The organism is Pseudoalteromonas sp. BSi20480 (assembly GCF_000241365.1).
Taxonomy (GTDB): Bacteria; Pseudomonadota; Gammaproteobacteria; order Enterobacterales; family Alteromonadaceae; genus Pseudoalteromonas; species Pseudoalteromonas marina.
Window position 1 is genome coordinate 42,372 of the sequence record NZ_BADX01000030.1, and the last position, 20,970, is coordinate 63,341.

The window sequence follows — 20,970 nt, forward strand, 5'->3', positions numbered from 1 at the left end:
TGTGAATAATATTGCTCCTAAATGGCCACTATTGGCCATTTATATCTATAATTTGTGAATAGATGACCAAATAGCTGAAAAGCTTGAAATGTTTTCATCGAAAAAGCTGTTTATTAGCTGTAAAAGGGTTAGAATTTATCTGACTCCACACTAATAAATGGCTGTACAAATTCCTGCTCTTGAGCAGTAATAGATTAAGGAACATACAATGACACGAAATGAAGGCCAAGCCTCGGTTATCCTAGATAATGTCTGTAAGCTTATCCAGAAAAAAGTTCACGCTGATAATGTGTTACTCGTTGAGAAATTCGCCAAAGCCTTGTACAGCAATATGTCTAAAGAGGATTTGGCAAATCGAAACGACAGTGACTTATACGGTGCTGCACTCAGCCTTTGGAATTCGCTAGAAAAAAATACTACTGACGACGCCGTTATTCGCGTTTTCAATCCCGAAGTGGCAAAAGATGGCTGGCAGTCATCACATACCATCGTAGAAATTATTGCTAAAGATATGCCGTTTTTAGTTGATTCTGTTCGTATGGCCATGACTCGTGAAAATATCGCCTCTCACTTATTACTTCATAGCCCTCTTAAAATTCAACGCGACGACAACGCTAAAATCTCAGGCTTATCTAATTTAAAAGCAGAGCAAGAATCTACATCTACAAAAACAGTTTTTTTCATAGAAATTGATCGCCAAACAGATTCGTCTGCCATTGAGTCTTTCAAAAAAGAATTAGAATCCGTACTTGTTGATGTGTCTGTTGCTGTTGAAGACTGGCAGCCAATAAGAAAAAACTAATTGAAGTAAGTAAAGAGCTACCTAAGCGCCGCCACGGCAAAAATAAAAGTGAAGTGGCAGAAACCGTTGAATTTTTAGATTGGCTAGTTAGCGATAATTTCACCCTTATGGGCTATCGTGAATACGAGTTAAGTCCTGTTCAGGGGGACTATCAGCTTAAAGGTAAAATGGATACAAGTTTAGGGTTGTTAAAAAACTCTACTGAAGAGCATACTCGCTTGCTTTCTGAGTTACCTGAGGTGGCTCGCCAGGAAGCACGCAGCAGTAATTTATTGATCCTAACTAAAACTAATTCACAGTCTCGTGTTCATCGTCCCGCTTATATCGATTATGTTGGTGTAAAACGTTTTGATGATGAAGGGAATGTTATTGGTGAAGACCGTTTTATTGGTTTATTTTCATCTAATTTTTATAATAATAGTGCTGCTGATGTTCCTGTTTTAAAAAGCAAAATTACTCGCATAATGGATATGTGTGATTTTGCAAAAGGCACACACGCTTACAAAGCGGTATTAAATATTTTAGAAACTTACCCGCGTGATGAGTTAGTACAAGCACGCGAAAATGAGTTACTTGAAGTTGCAACCGGTGTATTACAAGTGCAAGAGCGTGATATGTGTCGCTTATTTGTGCGAAAAGATGCCTATGGTCGCTTTTTCTCTTGTATGGTTTATGTTCCTCGCGAGCGCTACAACACAGCCCTGCGCAGGGAAACTCAAGATATTTTAGGCAATGCATTTAATTCTGACGAAAAAGTCGAATTTACCACTTACTTCTCCGAGTCAACACTAGCACGTACTCATTACACTGTTCGTGTGACTGACAACAATATCGAATTTAATGTGAAAGACATCGAAAATAATTTAATAGAAGCTGCCCGTACTTGGGAAGACAAACTACAATCTGCACTTTTAGAGTCTGCAGGTGAAGCGCGTGGAAATGATTTAAACCGTAAATATTGTAACGCGTTTGCCCGTTCATACAAAGATGAAGTGTTACCGAGTGCCGCAGTAGTAGATATTGAAAAACTAGAGCTATTAAGTGAAGAAAACAAGCTTGAGATGCTTTTTTATCGCCCTCAAGAAGAGGCGAATACAAATATTGTCCGTTTGAGCTTATTTCATAAAGATGAGCCAATTCATTTATCAGATGTAATGCCAATGCTAGAAAACTTTGGTTTACGTGTAATAGGTGAAACACCTTACTCGGTTAAAACAAGCGATGGCAAAATCAACTGGATCATGGATTTCTCTATGCTGATTGACAGTAAAGGGATGGATGATTTTGATAAAGTGTCTGCTCGTTTTCGTGCGGCTTTAACCAATGTATGGAATAACCGTTTAGAGAATGACGGTTTTAACCGTTTAGTGCTAATGGGCGGCTTAACGGGTCGTGAAGCCTCTATTTTGCGTGCTTATGCTAAATACATGCGCCAAATTGGTGTTACTTTTTCTCAAACATATATTGAAAGTACGTTTGCTAACTACCCACATATTGCGTCTCAAATCGTTAACTTATTTGCTAAACGTTTTTCTGTTAAGAGCCCTGCGAGTTCTAAAACACTGGACAAGTTAATAGCACAAATTTATCTTGAGCTTGAAAACGTAGCCAACCTTGATGATGACCGCATTATACGTTTATACGTAGATATGATTGTGGCTACGCTGCGCACTAACTACTACCAAAAAGACGCTCAGAACCAGTTTAAATCTTACGTATCATTTAAAATACAACCTAGTTTGATCCCTGACGTACCGTTACCGTTACCTGCTTTTGAAATATTTGTTTATTCGCCTCGTGTTGAAGGCGTACATTTACGCTTTGGTAAGGTAGCTCGCGGTGGCTTACGTTGGTCGGACCGTCGTGAAGACTTCCGAACAGAGGTTTTGGGATTAGTTAAAGCGCAACAAGTTAAAAATACCGTAATTGTACCTGTTGGCTCTAAAGGTGGATTTGTTTGTAAACAGCTACCATCAGAGCGCGATGCTTTCATTAAAGAAGGCCAAGAGTGTTATAAAATCTTTATTAGAGGTTTGCTAGATATCACTGACAATATTGCACGTGGTGAAATAGTGCCAGCAAGTAATGTTGTTCGTCATGATGAAGATGATGCGTATTTAGTAGTGGCTGCCGATAAAGGAACAGCAACGTTTTCTGATATAGCTAACGGTATTGCAAATGAGTACAACTTTTGGCTTGGTGATGCCTTTGCATCGGGTGGTTCTGTAGGTTACGACCATAAAAAAATGGGCATAACCGCTAAAGGTGCATGGGAGTCTGTTAAGCGTCACTTCCGTGAGATGGATATTGACTGTCAAAGTACTGATTTTACAGTAGTTGCCATTGGCGATATGGCTGGAGACGTATTTGGTAATGGTATGTTGCTGTCTAAGCACATTCGTTTACAAGTTGCATTTAACCATATGCATATATTTGTAGACCCTAATCCTGATGCCTCAAAATCGTATGTAGAGCGTGAACGTTTATTTAATATGCCTCGTTCTTCGTGGGAAGACTACAACAAAGATCTTATTTCAGCCGGCGGTGGTATTTTCTCTCGAGCTGCAAAATCGATTACCCTTAGCCCAGAAATGAAAAAAATGCTGGGTACAAAAAAAGCAAGCATGACACCTAACGAGTTAATGAAAGCATCATTAATGATGGAGTTTGATTTGCTCTGGAATGGTGGTATTGGTACATACATCAAGCACACAAAAGAGACCGATGCTGACGTTGGCGACCGTGCAAACGACGCGCTACGTATAAATGGTAAAGAACTGGGTGCTAAAGTGCTAGGTGAGGGTGGTAACTTAGGTGCTACGCAACTTGGACGCATAGAATTTGCTGAACAAGGCGGACGCGTAAATACTGACTTTATTGATAACGTTGGCGGCGTTGCTTGTTCAGATAATGAAGTAAACATTAAAATTTTACTTAATGGTTTAGTTGCTGAAGGTGATTTAACACTTAAACAACGTGATGAACTGCTTTATTCTATGACTGATGAAGTGTCAGAGCTGGTATTGAAAGACTGTTATCGTCAAACACATACAATTTCAATCACGCAATCTCGTGGTACATCGACACTTAAGGAAAAAATTCGCTTTATTCATGCCCTTGAGAAAGATGGCAAATTAGACCGTGCTATAGAGTTTATTCCAAGTGATGAAGAGTTAGCAGAGCGAGCAGCATCAGGCAAAGATCTAACGCGTCCTGAGTTATCAGTATTGGTTTCATACGCTAAAATGGTGTTAAAAGATTCGCTTGTAACGGATGATATTACTGAGAATCCATATTATCGCCAATTACTAGTTAAATCATTCCCACGTCCACTTCGTGAGAAATTTAATGACGCAATGAATAATCACCCACTTCGTAAAGAAATTATAGCGACTAAACTTGCTAATAATATTGTTAATGACATGGGCTTAAATTTCATGGTTCGTATGCACGAAGAAACAGGTGCAAGCGAAGCAGAAATTGCGATGTGTTACTCAATAGCCAGTGAAATTTTTGAAATGCGTGATACGTGGTCATCAATCAGCGCTTTAGATAATAAAATTCCAGCGGCTGTACAAACAGAAATGCTTTATCAGCTTCGTAGAACTGTTCGCAGAGCAACTCGTTGGTTCTTGCGTCATCGCAATAAATCACAAACGATTGAGCAAGGTATTGAGTACTTCTCACCAACATTTAGTGATTTGAGCGATAACTTGAACACTTATATTGTTGAAAAGGAAAGTGCTCGCATAGATGAAGCTGCAACTAAGTTAACAGATAGTGGAGTACCATTAGATATAGCTAAGCGCATCGTTTCATTATCTAGCTTGTTCTCGGTGATGGACCTAGCAGAAATTGCAAATAATTCGCGTAGAGGCATTGCTATGGTGTCTAATACTTACTTTAAGCTTGGTGCAAGAATGGGCTTACATTGGTTCTTAGATCAAATAACTAACCAACCTGTTGCTAACCATTGGCAAGCGTTGGCCCGTTCATCTTATCGTGAAGAGTTAGATTGGCAGCAACGAACATTGGCTCAGGTTGTTTTAAATAGCTTTGAAGCAGATGAAAAAGACGTTGATTACCAAATTGATGAGTGGATGGATAAGCAAGAGTTATTACTTACCCGTTGGAAGCAAATGCTGGCTGAATTTAAAACGTCGCAAAGTCATGATTTTGCCAAGTTCTCAGTGGCATTGCGTGAACTAATGCTATTGAGTCACAATTGTGATACACCAGCAAAATAAATAATTTTGCGCATTATTATTTATTAACTAAGTAATAAGCTAATTATTAAAAATGTTATATAATACCTCAGCCTTGACTGAGGTATTTTTTTGTCTGTAATTTAAAGAGGAATATATTCATGTTTTACGATTTAGCTCGCCGTTTTATGTTTACCCGTGATGCGGAGTGGGCACATGAATTTGCTCTTAATAATTTAAGCCGCTTTGCTAATACGCCTTTGAGTGCCGCATGGTCGCAATCTGTAGCAAATAAGCCCGTTAACTTTTTAGGTCTTGAATTTAAAAATCCGGTTGGCTTAGCTGCAGGTTTAGATAAAAATGCAGAGTGCATAGATGCATTTAGCCAAATGGGTTTTGGTTTTATAGAGGTGGGTACTGTTACACCTCGCCCGCAAGCAGGTAACGATAAACCCCGTATATTTAGATTGCCAGAATCAAACGCTATTATTAATCGTATGGGTTTTAATAATAAAGGTGTTGATAATTTAATTAGTAATGTAAAAGCAGCAAAGTACAACGGCATATTAGGTATTAATATAGGTAAAAATAAAGATACCCCTAATGAGCAAGGTAAAGACGATTACATACACTGTATGAGAAAAGTTTTTGAGCATGCCTCTTATATTACCGTGAATATTTCTTCACCAAACACACCCGGCCTGAGAGATTTACAATACGGTGCTGCACTTGATGATTTATTGCAAAGTCTTAAAAATGAGCAGCTAGATTTAATTTCAAAACATAATAAGCAAGTTCCTATGCTTGTTAAAATTGCGCCGGATCTTGATCCTATTCAAATCGAACAGGTAAGTGAATCACTGCTAAACAATAAAATTGACGGGGTAATTGCAACTAATACAACACTAGAACGAAGTGATGTGATCGGTCAGCAGTATGCTGAGGAAGCCGGTGGTTTATCAGGACACCCTGTAAGAACACGCTCTACAGAAGTAGTTAGTGAATTAAAACGATTAACAAAAGGCCAGTTACCTATTATTGGTGTTGGCGGAATTGATGATGCTAATTCAGCTAAAGAGAAGCTTAATGCGGGTGCTAGTTTAGTCCAAGTTTATACAGGTTTTATTTATAAAGGCCCTGAATTGGTAAAATCGATCGTAAACGGCTTATAAGGATCAGTTATCTAAGCTTTTGATCGTTCGATAAATGTTCTAAGCATTTATGTATAAAATGGTCAAAAGCAGTTATACTTTGAACTGATACTATTTTTAATAAAGCCCACAAGGAGGAGCAAATGTTACAAGCATCAAAGCAATGGCAGTGGATTGCTTGTCCTAATAAAAATCGTTTATTACTTGATTTGAACGATGAAATGCAGCTTTGCACACCTTATAAAATAAGGCAGCTAACAGATTTAGTTATCAAAAACCCTAACTTTAGTTTAGAAGATGCTGCATTTTACGAACAAGTTTATAATTATCTGGACGGGTTTGAAATCTGGTCTGGTGCACAAATATGTCAAATAGCATTAAATGCTACAGCGGTTAAGTTTCATTTAAAACCTGTGCTAGCAAAAAGCTGGTTTTTTAATGAATATACCGGCAGCCAACCAAGTGTTGAAGCAGTCGTTAAATTAGTCTCTAAGGCGCAAACGGGCGACTTTTTGATTGTCGATCACTGTAGTGATGCCTCGGTTTGCTTAAATTTAAGCGAGAATTTTCAATTAGACGAAAATTTATCTCTTGCTCAATTTGAAGTTATCAAAATTTTAAATAATCGCGTTCATCCCATCTTACCTCAGCAAATTAAATTTAAAACTGCCTAAGTAATTTACGCTATTAAGCATGTGTTATGGCGTGTTTGTCCCTCAACCTATGGTATAATCCTGCGCAATTAGCTATTAAGGGTTACTACTTTGCAATTTATCGCACTTACTTCTATTGGAATCGAAAATTTATTGGTTGATGAGTTAACAGAACTTGGCGCTGCTGTGTCTAAGCAAACTGTTGGTTCTGTTCGTTTTGAGGCTGACTCATTACTGGCGCAAAAGGTTTGTTTATCAAGCCGTTTTGCAACGCGTGTGCTTATGCTTATCGAAGAAAAAGAAGGTGTTGATGATAAAGATAGCTTGTATAAATTTGCTCGTTTTCAACCTTGGCAAGAATGGTTTGGCCCAACGCAAACATTTGCTGTAGATTTTAACGGTACTAATGATTCGTTAAAGAATACACAGTTTTCTGGTTTAGTAATTAAAGATGCTATTGTTGACTACTTTAATGATTTGTATGAGCAACGCCCTAATGTTGATAAACAGGATGCCAATGTTCGTGTTGTTGCACGTTTAAATCGTCACGGTGTTTCTTTATATATTGACTACTCAGGACCAAGACTATCTGAACGTGGCTACAGACAGGGACAAGGTAAAGCGCCAATAAAAGAGCATTTAGCGGCTGCAATTATTAAACGCAGCGGATGGCTAGATAACGTTAAACAACCTCTGTTTGACCCTTGTTGTGGTGCGGGTACTATTTTAATAGAAGCCGCAGGTATGGCACGTAATGAAGCGCCAGGTTTGTTTCGTGAAGGCTTTGCTTTTGAGCGTTTACCTAGTTTTAGAGTGGCAAAATTTAAAGCGTTAAAAGAAGAACTACTTGCAAATATAACCGACCCGAAACTTTGGTTAATAGGCCACGACTACGATGCTCAGGTATTAAGTAAAGCCATTGATAATGCAAAGCGTGCAGAGCTTGATGACATAATTAAATTTAAGCAAAGCGACGCTACCAAGTTAACCGCAGTAGCTAAATTACCAGGTGTGGTTATTTCAAATTTGCCTTATGGTGAACGTATTGGCTCTATGGCTGAGTTAGTTGATTTACACCGTAATTTAGGTGTTGGCTTTAAAAAGCATTTTAACCATTGGAAACTGGCGTTATTGGGCATGGATGAGAGTTTATTTAAACTTTTAAAGCTTGTTAAATTAAAACGTTATAAATTTAAAAATGGTCCATTAGATGTAGAGCTTAACTTATATCTACTAGATGACAAGCAAGTCAGCTTGACGACTGATGACAAAAAAGCCCTTAATTATGAAGGTTCAATGTCGTTTGCTAACCGTCTTAAAAAAAATAAACAAGGCCTTAAAAATTGGTTAAAGCAAAACAAAGTTGACGCGTATCGCGTTTATGATGCTGATATTCCAGAATACAATGTAGCGGTTGATGTATATAACGACAGCGCTGTAATTTTTGAGTACGCGGCACCGAAAGAAATAGATGAAAAAGTATCTGATAAGCGCCTTCAGGACGTCATTAGCTTAACAGCGCAACAACTAAACATAGCACCTGAAAACATAGCCGTAAAAGTTCGCAAAAAGCAAAAAGGTGAAGAGCAATACACCCCTATGGCTAAGCAAAATAGAACGATGGTTGTTGAAGAGTTTGGTGCTAAATTTAAGGTTAATTTATTTGATTATCTAGACACGGGTTTATTTTTAGATCATCGTTTGGTTCGTCGCTACATTCAAGAAAATGCCAAGGACAAACGTTTTTTAAATTTATTTGCCTACACAGGAAGTGCATCAGTTCATGCAGCCATTGGTGAGGCAAAGGCTATAACCACAGTTGATTTATCCAAAACCTATTTAAAATGGGGCCAAGATAATTTTGATTTAAATAATATTAGCAACACGCGTTACCGTTTTGAGCAAGCAGATTGCCTTAAATGGCTAGAGCATGCGACTGCGCAATATGACTTAATATTTCTTGACCCTCCAACATTTTCAAATTCAAAGCGAATGAAAGATGCGTTTGATGTTCAGAGCGATCACATTAAGTTACTAACTTGGGTTAAAAAAATTCTTAGCCCGTCTGGAACATTGATTTTTTCTAACAACAAACGTGGCTTTGTTATGGATGAAGTTGGATTGATTGGTTTAGGTTTAAAAGCCGTTAATATTTCTGAGAAAACACTCTCACCAGACTTTAAGCGTAATAAAAAAATTCATAACAGCTGGTTAATTACTCATGGCTAAGTGGACTTTATACCATACGGAAGGGTGTCATTTATGTGAACAAGCCCACGCATTAATAACACCGTTATTAATGAGCGAAGGCAGTTTATTGTTAACAGACATAATGACTGACAAACAGCTTATTGCGCAATATCAGGTAAGTATTCCTGTTTTAAAAAATGAACATGGCCAACAATTATTTTGGCCTTTTACTGCAGAACAAGTGCAAATATTTTTAGCACTGGCAGATTAAGAGCATTGTAGAATTATGGATTTAATAAGAATTTCGAAAGCACAGCTTGCCTTTGGTACACATGCGTTACTTAACAACGCAGATGCTGTTATTGAAAGTGGTGAGCGAGTTTGTATTGTGGGGCGTAACGGCGCAGGTAAATCAACGCTGTTAAAAGTATTAGACGGCCAAGTAATATTGGATGATGGTGAAATAAACCAGCTCGGTGGTTTAAAGATCTCTCGTCTTGAACAAGATCCACCTAAAGGGGCCAGCGGTACCGTATTTGATTATGTTGCCCAAGGTATGCCAGAAATTGCTAATTTACTTATCGATTATCACCATGTGAGTAATGAACTGCAAACTGAATGTACCGATCAATTATTAAATAAACTTGAGCGCTTATCTAATAAGCTAGAAGCCGCTGATGGCTGGCGCTTCGATAGCCGTATTCAATTAGTATTAACTAAGCTTGAGCTGACACCTGATGCGAAACTTGAATCGCTTTCAGGTGGATGGTTACGTAAGGTTGCACTGGCACGTGCATTAGTTAGTGAGCCAGACTTGTTGCTATTAGACGAACCAACAAACCACTTAGATATGACAAGTGTGATGTGGTTAGAGCAGTTCTTAAAAGACTTTAAAGGTGGGATTGTATTTATATCTCACGATCGTGCGTTTATTCGTGCAATTGCTACACGTATTTTGGATTTAGACCGCGGCAAACTTATTTCATATCCAGGTGACTACGCCACTTATCTAGAACAAAAAGCGCATGACTTAAAAGTAGAAGAAAGTCAAAATGCACTCTTTGATAAACGATTAGCTGAAGAAGAAGCGTGGATCCGTCAGGGAGTAAAAGCCCGGAGAACTCGTAATGAAGGCCGTGTTCGTGAATTAAAACAATTACGTAATGAGCGCAAGCAACGAGTTGATCAAGTTGGTAAAACAGACTTCAATATTGAAACCGCAGACCGCTCAGGTAAATTAGTTTTTGAAGCTAAGCATTTATCTCATGCTTTTAAAGAGAAAACGATTGTAAGCGATTTTTCTACTTTAGTTATGCGTGGCGACCGTATCGGTTTAGTCGGTCCTAATGGTGTGGGTAAAACAACTCTATTAAAACTAATGTTTGGTGACTTAGCACCTGACAGCGGTGAAACTAAGCAGGGTGTTAATCTAGAATTTGCTTACTTTGATCAATACCGTGAAAAGTTAGACGAAGAAGCAACAGTACAAGACAATGTTGCAGAAGGTAAGCAAGAAGTCATGATGGGTGGGCGCTCTCGTCATGTATTAGGTTATTTACAAGACTTTTTGTTTCCACCTGCGCGCGCTAGAACACCAGTTAAGGCCTTATCTGGCGGCGAAAAAAACCGATTATTACTTGCTAAGCTATTTTTAAAACCATCGAATATCCTGGTATTGGATGAGCCAACCAATGATTTAGACATTGAAACACTTGAGCTGTTAGAAGACATTATTAATCAGTATCAAGGTACCGTTATTATTGTAAGCCATGACCGTGAATTTATCGATAATACATGCTCTAGTGTATGGGCATTTGAAGGTAACGGAAAAGTGACAGATATAGTCGGCGGTTATAGTGACTATGAAGCTTATGTAAGTTATTTAGCAGAACAAGAAAAACAAGCTATTCAACCAGCAGCAAAAAAAGTGGAAAAGCAACCGACCCCTGTTGCAAAGCCAGCCGCTAAAACGAATAAGCTTTCTTACAAATTAAAACTTGAATTAGAGCAGTTGCCTAATAAAATGGAGCAACTTGAAGCTGACGTAGAAGCCCAGCAAAATGTGGTAGGCGATCCTGACTTTTTTAAACAAGACAGTGACATAACAACCAAAGCATTGAACCATTTAGCACAACTTGAGTCTGACCTTGAAGCCGCTTTTGAGCGATGGGAAGAACTTGAAGAATTACAGAATCAGTAGTAAGGACTAAAATGAAATATAAATTACTCGCTGCCAGTATCCTAGCGACATTGAGTACATCAGCTATTAGTGCAACATATCAATTAAGTGAATTAGGCACACTCGATAATGCAAAATTTTCTTACGTTACTGATGCAAGTGAAAGCGGGCACATAATTGGTTTTGCTAACGGACTTTATAACTTACCTATAGATATTAGCTATATCGACTTTGATGATAGCCTTATAAAAAGTGCATACGACACTACTGAGTCTAACTATGAACAGATTGATAAAGTAATTACGTTTACACTAGATGATATACAAAATAATGAAGCTGTACTAACAAACCCTGACGCACATTCCTTCATGGTTTCTTTCCTTAGTAGTAGATCAAGTAATTATGAGTATCAGAAGCAAAATCAATTTATAGGCGTTCGATTCACAGAGTCAGGTGTCGTTGAGCAAACTTTATTTGATGAAGCAGCTATCGACTACGATGGTTTAACTCGTTCAACATTTAATTTATACAATGCTGTTAGTGAAGACGGTGTATCTGTTGGTTGGGGTAGTGCTCCATATGACAAGGTTTCTTTTACACCAGAGGGTGAAGATGATGCAGAAACTTGGTTTACAAATGAATTTGTAGAGCGAGCAATTGTTATTAGTGCAGATGGTGTAAAAGTTTCATTAGCGCCTGAGTTTGACGATTATGGCGGCACAAGTCGAGCAAATGATATTATTAAAACAAATAGTGGCTACACTGTTGTAGGAAACGCTTCAATAAGTATTCCGATTGAAATACAAGAAGATATCGACGAAAGTTGTGACAATGAAGATTCACCAGTTTCAGCTTGTATTAATTTAAATAATTCAACTTCATCTCAAGGTTTGTTTAATAAAAGTGCATTTAAATGGGAATTAGATGAATCATTAAATGTTGTTTCAGTTGAAAACCTAGGTTTAGCTTTAACACCCGATGAAGATGAAGTGGAAGATGATAATTTTGTGAGTACTGCCTTTGCTATTAATTCTAAAGGTACTATTGCTGGCTACTCAAACACACGCTATTACAGGAATGATAATTCTATAATATCTATGCCTGTATATTTTAAAAATGGTGAAGTTGTAGATTTTATTGATCAAGAAGATGGTTGGGAAAATGGTATTGCATCTGCTCTAAATGATAACGACGTAGTGGTAGGTTATGCTACTAAAGTGATTGAAAGCAGTTTTAGGAACAAATTCTTCTATCATGACGTTGCGACTGGAAATACTGTTTTTCCAAATGACTATTTCACGGGGTCAAGTTCTGTAGCAAATGATATCAATAACCAAGGTTATATAGTAGGCGAAGGGGAAGTAGGTGGATCGGATAGTTCACGAGATAAAGCCGCATTTATTTATAAAATTGGTGAAGATAAAATAACTAATCTCAATGACTTATTACCATGCTATGAAACCGACGGTGAAACTGATTATCCATATACTGTAGTAGAAGCTAATGTTATCAATGAGAATAACGAAGTGTTTGGTGTTGCCACTAAAACAGTAGAAAAGCGTGACACACTTGGTGGTGTAGTGACAGATATTAACGGTAATATTGAATTTGAAACCGTCGCCGTTGCAGTTAAACTAACACCATTAGAAAATGGTGAAATTGAAAATTGTGCACCGCCAGAGGCTGAAATTTATGAAAGAAGTTCAGCTAGTATCTCTTGGTTAGCGTTATTTTTATTACCATTAATTGGTATTCGACGGGTATTTCGTTTTTAATTATTTTTAAATAAAAAACCCAGTCTTTCTAGCTGGGTTTTTTTTCGTCTATACTATTCAGAGGATCGATATTATTTGCGTGCAGCTCTTGCCTTTACAACCGAGCGGCGCCATAAAATATCAATGCCAAAATAGCCTATGATTGATGCTATAGAGGCGCATACAAGCGAGCCTACTAAGAATGCAGGGCCAATGGTTTCGATACTCTGTTCAAACCAAGCCCAGTTAAGCTCAAAGGCAAAGTGTTGTTCTGGCTGATTTAAAACAAGAGTGCCAACGAGGTAAGACCCATAAAAAATAGGTGGCATGGTTAACGGATTAGTAAGCCAAACAAGTGTTGCTGAGATAGGTAAGTTAACTCTAAATAAAATAGCAGTCGCTGCGGCTAAAACCATTTGAAAGGGAACAGGGATGAAAGCAAAAAATAAACCAACCGCAAAGGCTCCTCGAGCCGAACGTCTGTTTAAGTGCCAAAGATTTGCATCTTGCAAAAGCTTACCAAAAATTTTTAACGATTTGTGATGTCTTATTTTATTCGGATCGGGTAAAAATCTTTGGATAGTTTTCTTAGCCATTTAAAGCAACCATTTACATCAGTGTTGATCAGTCTTGGTTTTGTAATTGGCTGTATTTCAACCGTGTTTTATTACGAAACTCTCGAATTTATTATTATTACAGTGTCCATTGTAATAATAGGCGCTTATTTTAAGCCGTTTTTGTCTTTATTGTTAGGCTTTATTTGTGGAATTTGTATCGTTATAGCGCATTATCATATTTTTTATAACTTTGAGCACATAATTAATGATGAAAAGTACGCATATCCAGTCGAAGTTGTAATCCAAGAAGTCATCTCAAACAAAGCTCCCCAATATGTCAAAGCAAAATTAGTGCGTATTAATGGTAAATACTATTCTAATTTGAGTGCACCTAGCGCGATGTTAAGCGTTAATTTAGATCAGCCAATGCGTGCTAATGATCGTTTTGTGGCAAGTGTTAATTTAAAAAAATTTAGAAGTAATAAAAACTTTAATGTATTTGATAACGAACTGTATGCATTTAAGCAGCGAATTTTCTTTAAAGGCAAAGTTCTTAATAAAGAATTAAAAATCAAAAGCACTTCAGAACAAAATAGTGTTCAAAGTTATAAAAGCTTCATTAAAAATACATACGAAAATACAACACTAAATTGGCTTTACTATGCTTTATTAACAGGGGATAAGACGTTAATGACACCGAGTGATAAGCAGCTGATGCAATCACTGGGTTTAAGCCATTTACTTGCTATTTCAGGCTTACACATTGGGTTGGTGTTCGGTTTTGGTTTCTTCATTACAAAGTGGGTATTTATCCACGTTAAATTGTTTAATAATCAAACGATCAATTTTTCAATTGCTTACAGTGCGATTGGTTTTGTATCAGCGTTTGTTTATGTTTATTTAAGTAACTTTTTGGTTTCAGCGACTCGTGCACTAATAATGCTTGGCTGTTATTTACTTCTATATTATTTTCAAAGGCAGCTAATGAGATGGCGCAGTATTTTGTTTGCGCTTGTTATTGTACTCGTTGTTAATCCGTTCAATACCCTTAATCCTGGATTATATTTTTCATTTTTTGCAGTCGTGGTTATTTTTTTAGTTATTAAAAATGTACCTCACTTTACCAATTCATTTTTAAAGGTACTTTTTGCATTAATTACTATTCAGGCTGCACTATTTATTGGTTTACTGCCTCTGTCTTTTTACTTTTTTAATGGCGTGAGTGTTGCTGGCTTAGTCATAAACTTAGTCGCAATTCCATTTCTTTCATTTATTTTAATGCCTTGTTTAATTTTATTAACGGCTATAAGTGCCGTATTTGATATTAGTATGGTGATTATTTTTATCGATAGCGGTCTAGCTTTTATTTTTACCTGTTTAAATAAATTACCAGCAGGTTTTGGTTGGCTAAACATAGGAATTATTGGTCTAAGTGTCATTATTTATGCTTATCTTACTCTTTTAATTTTTATTTTTCGCCATATAGGCGGCTCGCTTTTTTACCTATAGCCATGCTCTATATTGATTATTTACTTGCTGATAAGCCTACATGGAAATTACATGTATTCGATGTTGGGCACGGTCTTATGGCTCTTATTGAAAAAGATGATAAAGGGTTTATTTATGATTTTGGACCTAGTTACTTTAATCGTTTTAGCCGTGCTAAAAGTATTTTGTTACCTTTTATTGATATAAATAATATTGCAGTGACTCATTCTGTAATTAGTCACCTTGATAATGACCATTCCGGTGGTTTATCTCATTTTATCGGTGCAGGTTTAAAGTTTTCATTTAATGAATTTCACCCTAATGGACCCTCAAAGGGGTGTATTCCAAACGAAGTAAACATGGCTGGGCTAATAATTAAAAGTTTCCCAACTCCCTTGTATGGCAATGAAAATGATGAGTCTTGTGTAATAAAGGTTTCAGATAAAGAGCACAGCGTTCTATTTACAGGCGATATTTCAAAAAATAGAGAGTCGCAACTGATAAACTCTAGCGATAGTTTAAAAAGTACAGTGTTACTTAGTCCCCATCATGGTAGTAGTACGTCATCAAGTAATAAATTTATTAATGCAGTTATGCCACAGGTTGTTATTCATTCAAGTGCTTACAAAGGGCAGTGGCAATTTCCTAAAACTGAGGTTGTTGAGCGTTATAGAAATATTAATGCCTTGCAGTATGTTACTGGGCAACAAGGGCAAATTACGGTGGAGTTTTACGAAGAGACTGTGACTGTTATTACATCACGAGATTACCAAAGCTACTGGTTTATAAAAGATTGACGTTTTGTTTTAGTTCTAGCAAGGATACAATAGGGTCTGTAATTGAATAAAGAGAGTATTATGGATCAAAGTACTACACAAATTTACAAGCGTTTAATTTCCTACGTAGGTGCTTACAAAAGCGTTGCAATCGTTGCTATTGTCGGCATGATTGGCTATTCCGGTATGGATGCTTTATTTATTCAATTAATGAAGCCTTTTATTGATGAAGGTTTAAATCAACGAAATAACGAAGTATTAAAATACGCTCCTTTTGTAGTAATAGCTTTGGTTATAGGTCGCGGTGTTTTTAATTTTATGTCATCTTATTGCCTAAGCTATGTAGGCTCGCAAGTTGTTCGTTCACTCCGTCAGGAATTATTTGAACATATTTTACATCTACCTGTTTCATTTCACGATAAAAACTCAACAGGTGACCTAATTTCTAAAATCACGTTTGATACAGAACAAGTTCAACAAGCAATAACCAAAGCATTACTGATTGTAGTGCGAGAAGGGGCATTTGTTGTCTTTCTGCTTGGTGTAATGTTTTATACAAGCTGGCAATTATCTCTGATATTTTTAGTTATTATTCCTTTAGTTGCGCTGATCGTTGCAATAGTATCTAAGCGTTTTCGTCATATTTCTAAAAATATACAATCTGCTATGGGCCAAGTAACAAGAAGCTCAGAGCAAATGCTCAGTGGCCATAAAGTGATTCATGGTTTTGGCGGTCAAGAGAGAGAAATTAATCAATTTTCTAAAATTAATAATCATAACCGACAACAACGTATAAAAATGGATGCCACAAAGGCATTAAGTGTTTCAGTTATTCAAATACTTGCAGCGAGTGCTATGGCCGTTATTTTGTGGGTGGTATCAATGCCCTCAATGATAGACAGCATTAGCTCAGGCGACTTTGTTGTGCTTATTTCATCGATGATGATGTTACTACGTCCGCTAAAGCAGCTAGCTAACGTTAATAGTGATATGCAGCGTGGTATTTCTGCAGCGCAAAGTATATTTTTAATACTTGACGAAAATATAGAAAAAGATACAGGCACAGTATCTGTAACAAAAGTCAAAGGTTTAATTGAGGTCAAAAATGTGACTTTCAAATATCCCACAAAAGATGAACCTGTATTAAATAACTTAACGCTTACAATTCAAGCCGGCGAAAGTATTGCGTTAGTTGGGCGGTCGGGTTCAGGTAAATCAACAATTTCTAATTTATTACCACGTTACTATGATTTAGACTTACCAAGTCAAATACTGTTAGATGGTATTCCTTTAAATGATTATAAGCTTACAGATCTGCGACGCCAATTTGCGCTAGTATCGCAACAGGTTGTGCTATTTAACGACACTATAGCTAACAATATATGTTATGGAGTTCAGCGAGATATTACAGATGATGAGTTATTGCAGGTAGCAAAGCAGGCCCACGTGTGGGAGTTTGTAAAAGACTTACCTGAAAAGCTAAATACCATGGTAGGTGAAAACGGAGTGATGCTCTCTGGTGGTCAACGTCAACGCATTGCTATAGCCAGAGCTATTTTAAAAGATGCCCCTATTTTAATATTAGATGAGGCAACATCTGCATTAGATACAGAGTCTGAAAAACTGATTCAACATGCGCTTGATGACTTAATGAAAGATAAAACATCAATTGTCATTGCACATCGATTATCTACAATTGAAAATAGCGATAAAATTTACGTTATCGATAATGGCCGTGTTATTGAAAGTGGCGATCACACCAGCTTACTTTCAAACGATGGAACTTATTCAGCGTTGTGTAAAATGCAGTTTGGCGAGTAACCGTGAATAAAATCGAAAAAAGCTGGTATGAACCAGTTGGACTTATTACATTACTTTTTTTGCCATTGTCAGCTTTATTTTGGCTAATTTCGATTACCAGAAAGCAGATGTATCGTTTTGGAATATTTAAGCAATTTAAAAGCGACATACCTATTATTGTTGTTGGTAACATTAGTGTGGGTGGAAATGGTAAAACACCATTTGTATTATGGCTTTATGACTTTTTAACAAAACAAGGGTTGTCAGTTGGAATCATTAGCCGAGGTTATGGTGGTAAGGCGAGTAATTATCCTTTAATTGTTAAAGATAATACGCCAGCTGCTGAGGCGGGTGATGAGCCTAAACTTCTGTTTCATCGTCTAAAATGCCCAATTGCGATAGGGCCAAACCGACAACGCAATATTGAGTTACTAGCCCTTGATTATAATTTAGATATCATTATCTCTGACGATGGTATGCAGCATTACAAAATGGCACGCACTATTGAATGCTGTATCGTCGATAGTGAACGCCAATTTGGAAATGGGTTGCTAATGCCTGCAGGGCCATTACGAGAAACACCTGCACGTTTGAAGTCGGTTGATTTGATTGTTGAAAACGGAGGGCAGAATAGTAATAACTACACATTAGAGCCTGCAGCGCTCAGGTCAGTAAAAAGTTCTTTTCCTATTAGTGAATCGATTAAAAATGGCCATGCAGTAAGCGCAATAGGTAATCCTAAGCGTTTTGAAAATACCTTAAAAAAACAGGGGATAACTTTATTATCTTCAAATCATTTTAGGGATCATCATCCATACACAGCCGAAGATTTTACCCGATTTGGTAACGACAATATTCTAATGACCGAAAAAGACGCCGTAAAATGCAGCGAGTTTGCCAAAGATAATTGGTATTATTTACCAGTAAATGCAAGGCCAACACAGGCTGTAATAAATAAATTAACTTTAATATTAAAAGAAAAAGGGATCCTAAATGGCCTTTGATACTAAATTACTCGACATAATTGCATGCCCTGTATGTAAAGGAAAATTACGTTTTGATAAAGACAACAGTGAACTAATTAGTACTGCTGCAAAACTCGCATACCCTGTTAAAGATGATATTCCGGTATTACTTGAAAATGAAGCAAGAGAGTTATCGTTAGAAGAGGTTGAAAAGTGGAATTCGTAGTCGTTATACCTGCGCGCTATGCTTCAACAAGATTACCAGGAAAACCGCTAGCAGATATTTGTGGTAAACCTATGATTCAACATGTTTATGAGAAAGCATGTTTATCAGGTGCAAGCCAAGTGATAATTGCAACCGATCATCAAAAAGTATTTGATGAGGTTAGTAAGTTTACTAATGATGTTGTGATGACGCGTGAAGATCACCAGTCAGGCACCGAGCGCTTAGCGGAGGTAGTTGCTTTATTAAATTTAGATAGCAATACCATAGTTGTAAATGTTCAAGGTGATGAACCATTACTAGCTCCCGATAACGTTTTACAAGTAGCTAAGTTGTTAAATGAATCATCAGCACCCATGGCTACATTAAGCGTTGCCATTGAACATAAAGACGACATATTTAATCCTAATGCAGTCAAGGTTGTTAGCGATATAAATAAAAACGCGTTGTATTTTTCGCGTGCAAGTATTCCGTTTGATCGACATGCGATGTTAGAAGAAAAAAGAGATTTAGAGCTTTCATCATTTCAACGCCACGTGGGTATTTACGCTTACAGAGCAGGGTTTATTAATCAATATATTGCACTTAGTGTTTCACCTTTGGAGTTATTAGAGTCATTAGAGCAGCTGCGTGTTTTATATCACGGTTATAGTATTAAAATAGAGCAGGCAAAAGTAGCTCCGCATGCAGGTGTTGATACCGCTGAAGATTTAGCAAAAGTAATTGCGTTTTTACAAAATAAAAACGCGTGACCTTTGAATGAACTTAATATTAAACGTGGTATATGAGCATTCTGATTTTTATGTTGTCGAAAAACCAGCAGAACTCAGCTTTCATTCAGAAGATGGACCTGGCTTTGTTGTGCTAGCTGAGCGACAATTTAATGAGAAACTTTACGCAGTTCATAGACTAGATAAAGTAACTTCGGGTCTAATTATTTTAGCAAGAAATAAAAGCGCTGCAGCAACGTTTACGGAGCTTTTTGCACAACATTCTATTGATAAATTTTATCTTGCTATTACAGACTCTAAACCTAAAAAAAAGCAAGGTTGGGTTAAAGGAGACATGGCCAAGTCGCGCCGTGGTACCTATAAGCTTTTGGCATCTAATTTAAATCCTGCAATTACCCGTTTTTATTCAATTAGTTTTAAAGCGAGTTTTAGAGCGTTTATTTTAAAACCTTTCTCGGGTAAAACACACCAGCTAAGAGTTGCCTTAAAAAGTATAGGATCCCCAATATTGGGTGATATTGCTTACTCAGGCACGGCTTCAGATAGAACATATTTGCATGCTTATGCATTGAGCTTTACTTGGCAGGGTGAGAATTTACAATTTACGCTTTTACCTAGTAACGGTGATGCGTTTTTAACCTTGTTACAACATGATAATTTTCAAGCATGGCGTTCGCCATGGGAACTGGACTGGTAAATGAGTGAAAAAATAACTGACATCCGCTTTGGTGGCATTAAACGTTTATATGGTCATCAGCAATTTGATTGGCTTCAAGAGGCTCACTTTTGTGTTGTTGGCATTGGTGGAGTGGGGAGTTGGGCAGCTGAGGCGCTTGCGCGCACCGGTTTAGGTAGAATAACGCTCATAGATCTTGATGATATTTGTGCGACCAATGTAAACCGTCAAATCCATGCCTTATCTGGAACGATTGGTCATGCTAAAGTCGACGCAATGAAAGCGCGTTGTGAACTTATAAATCCAGAATGCAACATTGATGTCATTGATGACTTTATAACACTCGAAAACATTAAAGAGCACATTCACGGCTTTGACTATGTGATCGATTGCATTGATGCGGTTAAAGAAAAAGCAGCACTCATTGCCCATTGCAAGCGAAATAAAATGCCTATAATTACCACTGGTGGTGCTGGTGGTCAAACCGACCCCGGTCAAATTACATTTGGTGATGTAGCTAAAACAACGCAAGATCCTTTACTTGCAAAGGTGCGTTACATATTACGTAAACAGTATAACTTTAGTAATAACCCCAAACGAAAATTTAATGTTGATTGCGTTTACTCAACAGAGCAATTAGTTTATCCAGGGAGTGATGGTAGTGTTTGCCATGCAAAGCAAAGTGCAGATGGCAGCATGAATATGGATTGTAATAATGGTTTTGGCTCTGCAACGATGATTACAGGAAGTTTCGGCTTTTTTGTAGCAGCCAGAGCTATTCGCAAATACCTAGATAGAAAGCAGCGTTTGCAGGTTTAGC

13 protein-coding genes and 2 pseudogenes are annotated in these 20,970 nt (G+C 37.3%); 14 read left to right on the top strand and 1 reads right to left on the bottom strand.

From position 1 onward, the window contains the following. The first annotated feature begins 208 nt into the window (after positions 1 to 208). The 7 genes and pseudogenes from P20480_RS14585 (at position 209) to P20480_RS14555 (ending at position 12,955) form a co-directional block, all read left to right on the top strand. A pseudogene (locus P20480_RS14585) lies at positions 209 to 5,049 on the top strand (NAD-glutamate dehydrogenase). Positions 5,050 to 5,168: 119 nt separating this feature from the next. Continuing rightward, entirely contained in the window at positions 5,169 to 6,179 is a 1,011-nt protein-coding gene (pyrD, locus tag P20480_RS14580) for a quinone-dependent dihydroorotate dehydrogenase (RefSeq protein WP_008127327.1), read from the top strand. A 122-nt stretch (positions 6,180 to 6,301) separates the two neighbouring features. Then, positions 6,302 to 6,832, top strand: a complete 531-nt coding sequence (locus P20480_RS14575) for a cell division protein ZapC (protein ID WP_008127330.1) — start codon at positions 6,302 to 6,304, stop codon at positions 6,830 to 6,832. 90 nt (positions 6,833 to 6,922) lie between these two features. Further along, positions 6,923 to 9,040: a bifunctional 23S rRNA (guanine(2069)-N(7))-methyltransferase RlmK/23S rRNA (guanine(2445)-N(2))-methyltransferase RlmL gene (rlmKL, locus tag P20480_RS14570; protein ID WP_008127332.1), complete on the top strand. Its 2,118-nt coding sequence runs from the start codon at positions 6,923 to 6,925 to the stop codon at positions 9,038 to 9,040. Continuing rightward, a complete protein-coding gene (locus P20480_RS14565; RefSeq protein ID WP_006792808.1) occupies positions 9,033 to 9,272 on the top strand; it encodes a glutaredoxin family protein in 240 nt (79 codons plus the stop codon). The genes rlmKL and P20480_RS14565 overlap by 8 nt, the downstream gene beginning before the upstream one ends. Before the next feature lie 15 nt (positions 9,273 to 9,287). Next, a complete protein-coding gene (gene uup, locus P20480_RS14560; protein WP_008127337.1) occupies positions 9,288 to 11,201 on the top strand; it encodes an ATP-binding cassette ATPase Uup in 1,914 nt (637 codons plus the stop codon). An 11-nt stretch (positions 11,202 to 11,212) separates the two neighbouring features. Beyond that, entirely contained in the window at positions 11,213 to 12,955 is a 1,743-nt protein-coding gene (locus P20480_RS14555; RefSeq protein ID WP_008127338.1) for a DUF3466 family protein, read from the top strand. A gap of 71 nt (positions 12,956 to 13,026) precedes the next feature. Here the strand turns inward: P20480_RS14555 and P20480_RS14550 are convergent, their stop codons facing one another. Then, entirely contained in the window at positions 13,027 to 13,530 is a 504-nt protein-coding gene (locus P20480_RS14550) for a DUF2062 domain-containing protein (protein ID WP_006792805.1), read from the bottom strand. Between P20480_RS14550 and P20480_RS17650 the strand changes: the two are divergent. The 7 genes and pseudogenes from P20480_RS17650 (at position 13,510) to tcdA (ending at position 20,969) form a co-directional block, all read left to right on the top strand. Further along, positions 13,510 to 15,776 (top strand): annotated as a pseudogene (locus P20480_RS17650) (DNA internalization-related competence protein ComEC/Rec2). The gene P20480_RS14550 and the pseudogene P20480_RS17650 overlap by 21 nt on opposite strands. 60 nt (positions 15,777 to 15,836) lie before the next feature. After that, positions 15,837 to 17,576 carry a lipid A export permease/ATP-binding protein MsbA gene (msbA, locus tag P20480_RS14545; RefSeq protein WP_008127345.1) on the top strand — a complete coding sequence of 580 codons (1,740 nt, stop codon included), beginning with the start codon at positions 15,837 to 15,839 and terminating at the stop codon, positions 17,574 to 17,576. A 2-nt stretch (positions 17,577 to 17,578) separates the two neighbouring features. Continuing rightward, on the top strand, positions 17,579 to 18,559 hold the full coding sequence (lpxK, locus tag P20480_RS14540) for a tetraacyldisaccharide 4'-kinase (protein ID WP_008127347.1): 981 nt from the start codon (positions 17,579 to 17,581) through the stop codon (positions 18,557 to 18,559). Continuing rightward, complete coding sequence (locus P20480_RS14535; RefSeq protein WP_006794732.1) at positions 18,549 to 18,746, top strand: Trm112 family protein; 198 nt, start codon at positions 18,549 to 18,551, stop codon at positions 18,744 to 18,746. The genes lpxK and P20480_RS14535 overlap by 11 nt, the downstream gene beginning before the upstream one ends. After that, on the top strand, positions 18,734 to 19,495 hold the full coding sequence (kdsB, locus tag P20480_RS14530; RefSeq protein ID WP_008127352.1) for a 3-deoxy-manno-octulosonate cytidylyltransferase: 762 nt from the start codon (positions 18,734 to 18,736) through the stop codon (positions 19,493 to 19,495). Before P20480_RS14535 ends, kdsB begins: the two co-directional genes overlap by 13 nt. Positions 19,496 to 19,502: 7 nt before the next feature. Beyond that, positions 19,503 to 20,171 (top strand): TIGR01621 family pseudouridine synthase, encoded by a 669-nt coding sequence (locus tag P20480_RS14525; RefSeq protein WP_008127355.1) that lies wholly within the window; start codon positions 19,503 to 19,505, stop codon positions 20,169 to 20,171. After that, complete coding sequence (gene tcdA / locus P20480_RS14520; protein WP_008127357.1) at positions 20,172 to 20,969, top strand: tRNA cyclic N6-threonylcarbamoyladenosine(37) synthase TcdA; 798 nt, start codon at positions 20,172 to 20,174, stop codon at positions 20,967 to 20,969. It begins immediately after the preceding gene. Position 20,970: the final 1 nt, after the last annotated feature.

Excerpts from the sequence above, each read along its gene's own strand:
- pyrD (WP_008127327.1), top strand. The coding sequence starts at position 5,169 with ATGTTTTACGATTTAGCTCGCCGTTTTATGTTTACCCGTGATGCGGAG.
- P20480_RS14550 (WP_006792805.1), bottom strand. The coding sequence starts at position 13,530 with ATGGCTAAGAAAACTATCCAAAGATTTTTACCCGATCCGAATAAAATA.
- P20480_RS14535 (WP_006794732.1), top strand. The coding sequence starts at position 18,549 with ATGGCCTTTGATACTAAATTACTCGACATAATTGCATGCCCTGTATGT.
- tcdA (WP_008127357.1), top strand. The coding sequence starts at position 20,172 with ATGAGTGAAAAAATAACTGACATCCGCTTTGGTGGCATTAAACGTTTA.
- msbA (WP_008127345.1), top strand. The coding sequence starts at position 15,837 with ATGGATCAAAGTACTACACAAATTTACAAGCGTTTAATTTCCTACGTA.
- uup (WP_008127337.1), top strand. The coding sequence starts at position 9,288 with ATGGATTTAATAAGAATTTCGAAAGCACAGCTTGCCTTTGGTACACAT.
- P20480_RS14565 (WP_006792808.1), top strand. The coding sequence starts at position 9,033 with ATGGCTAAGTGGACTTTATACCATACGGAAGGGTGTCATTTATGTGAA.
- P20480_RS14525 (WP_008127355.1), top strand. The coding sequence starts at position 19,503 with ATGAACTTAATATTAAACGTGGTATATGAGCATTCTGATTTTTATGTT.
- P20480_RS14575 (WP_008127330.1), top strand. The coding sequence starts at position 6,302 with ATGTTACAAGCATCAAAGCAATGGCAGTGGATTGCTTGTCCTAATAAA.
- P20480_RS14555 (WP_008127338.1), top strand. The coding sequence starts at position 11,213 with ATGAAATATAAATTACTCGCTGCCAGTATCCTAGCGACATTGAGTACA.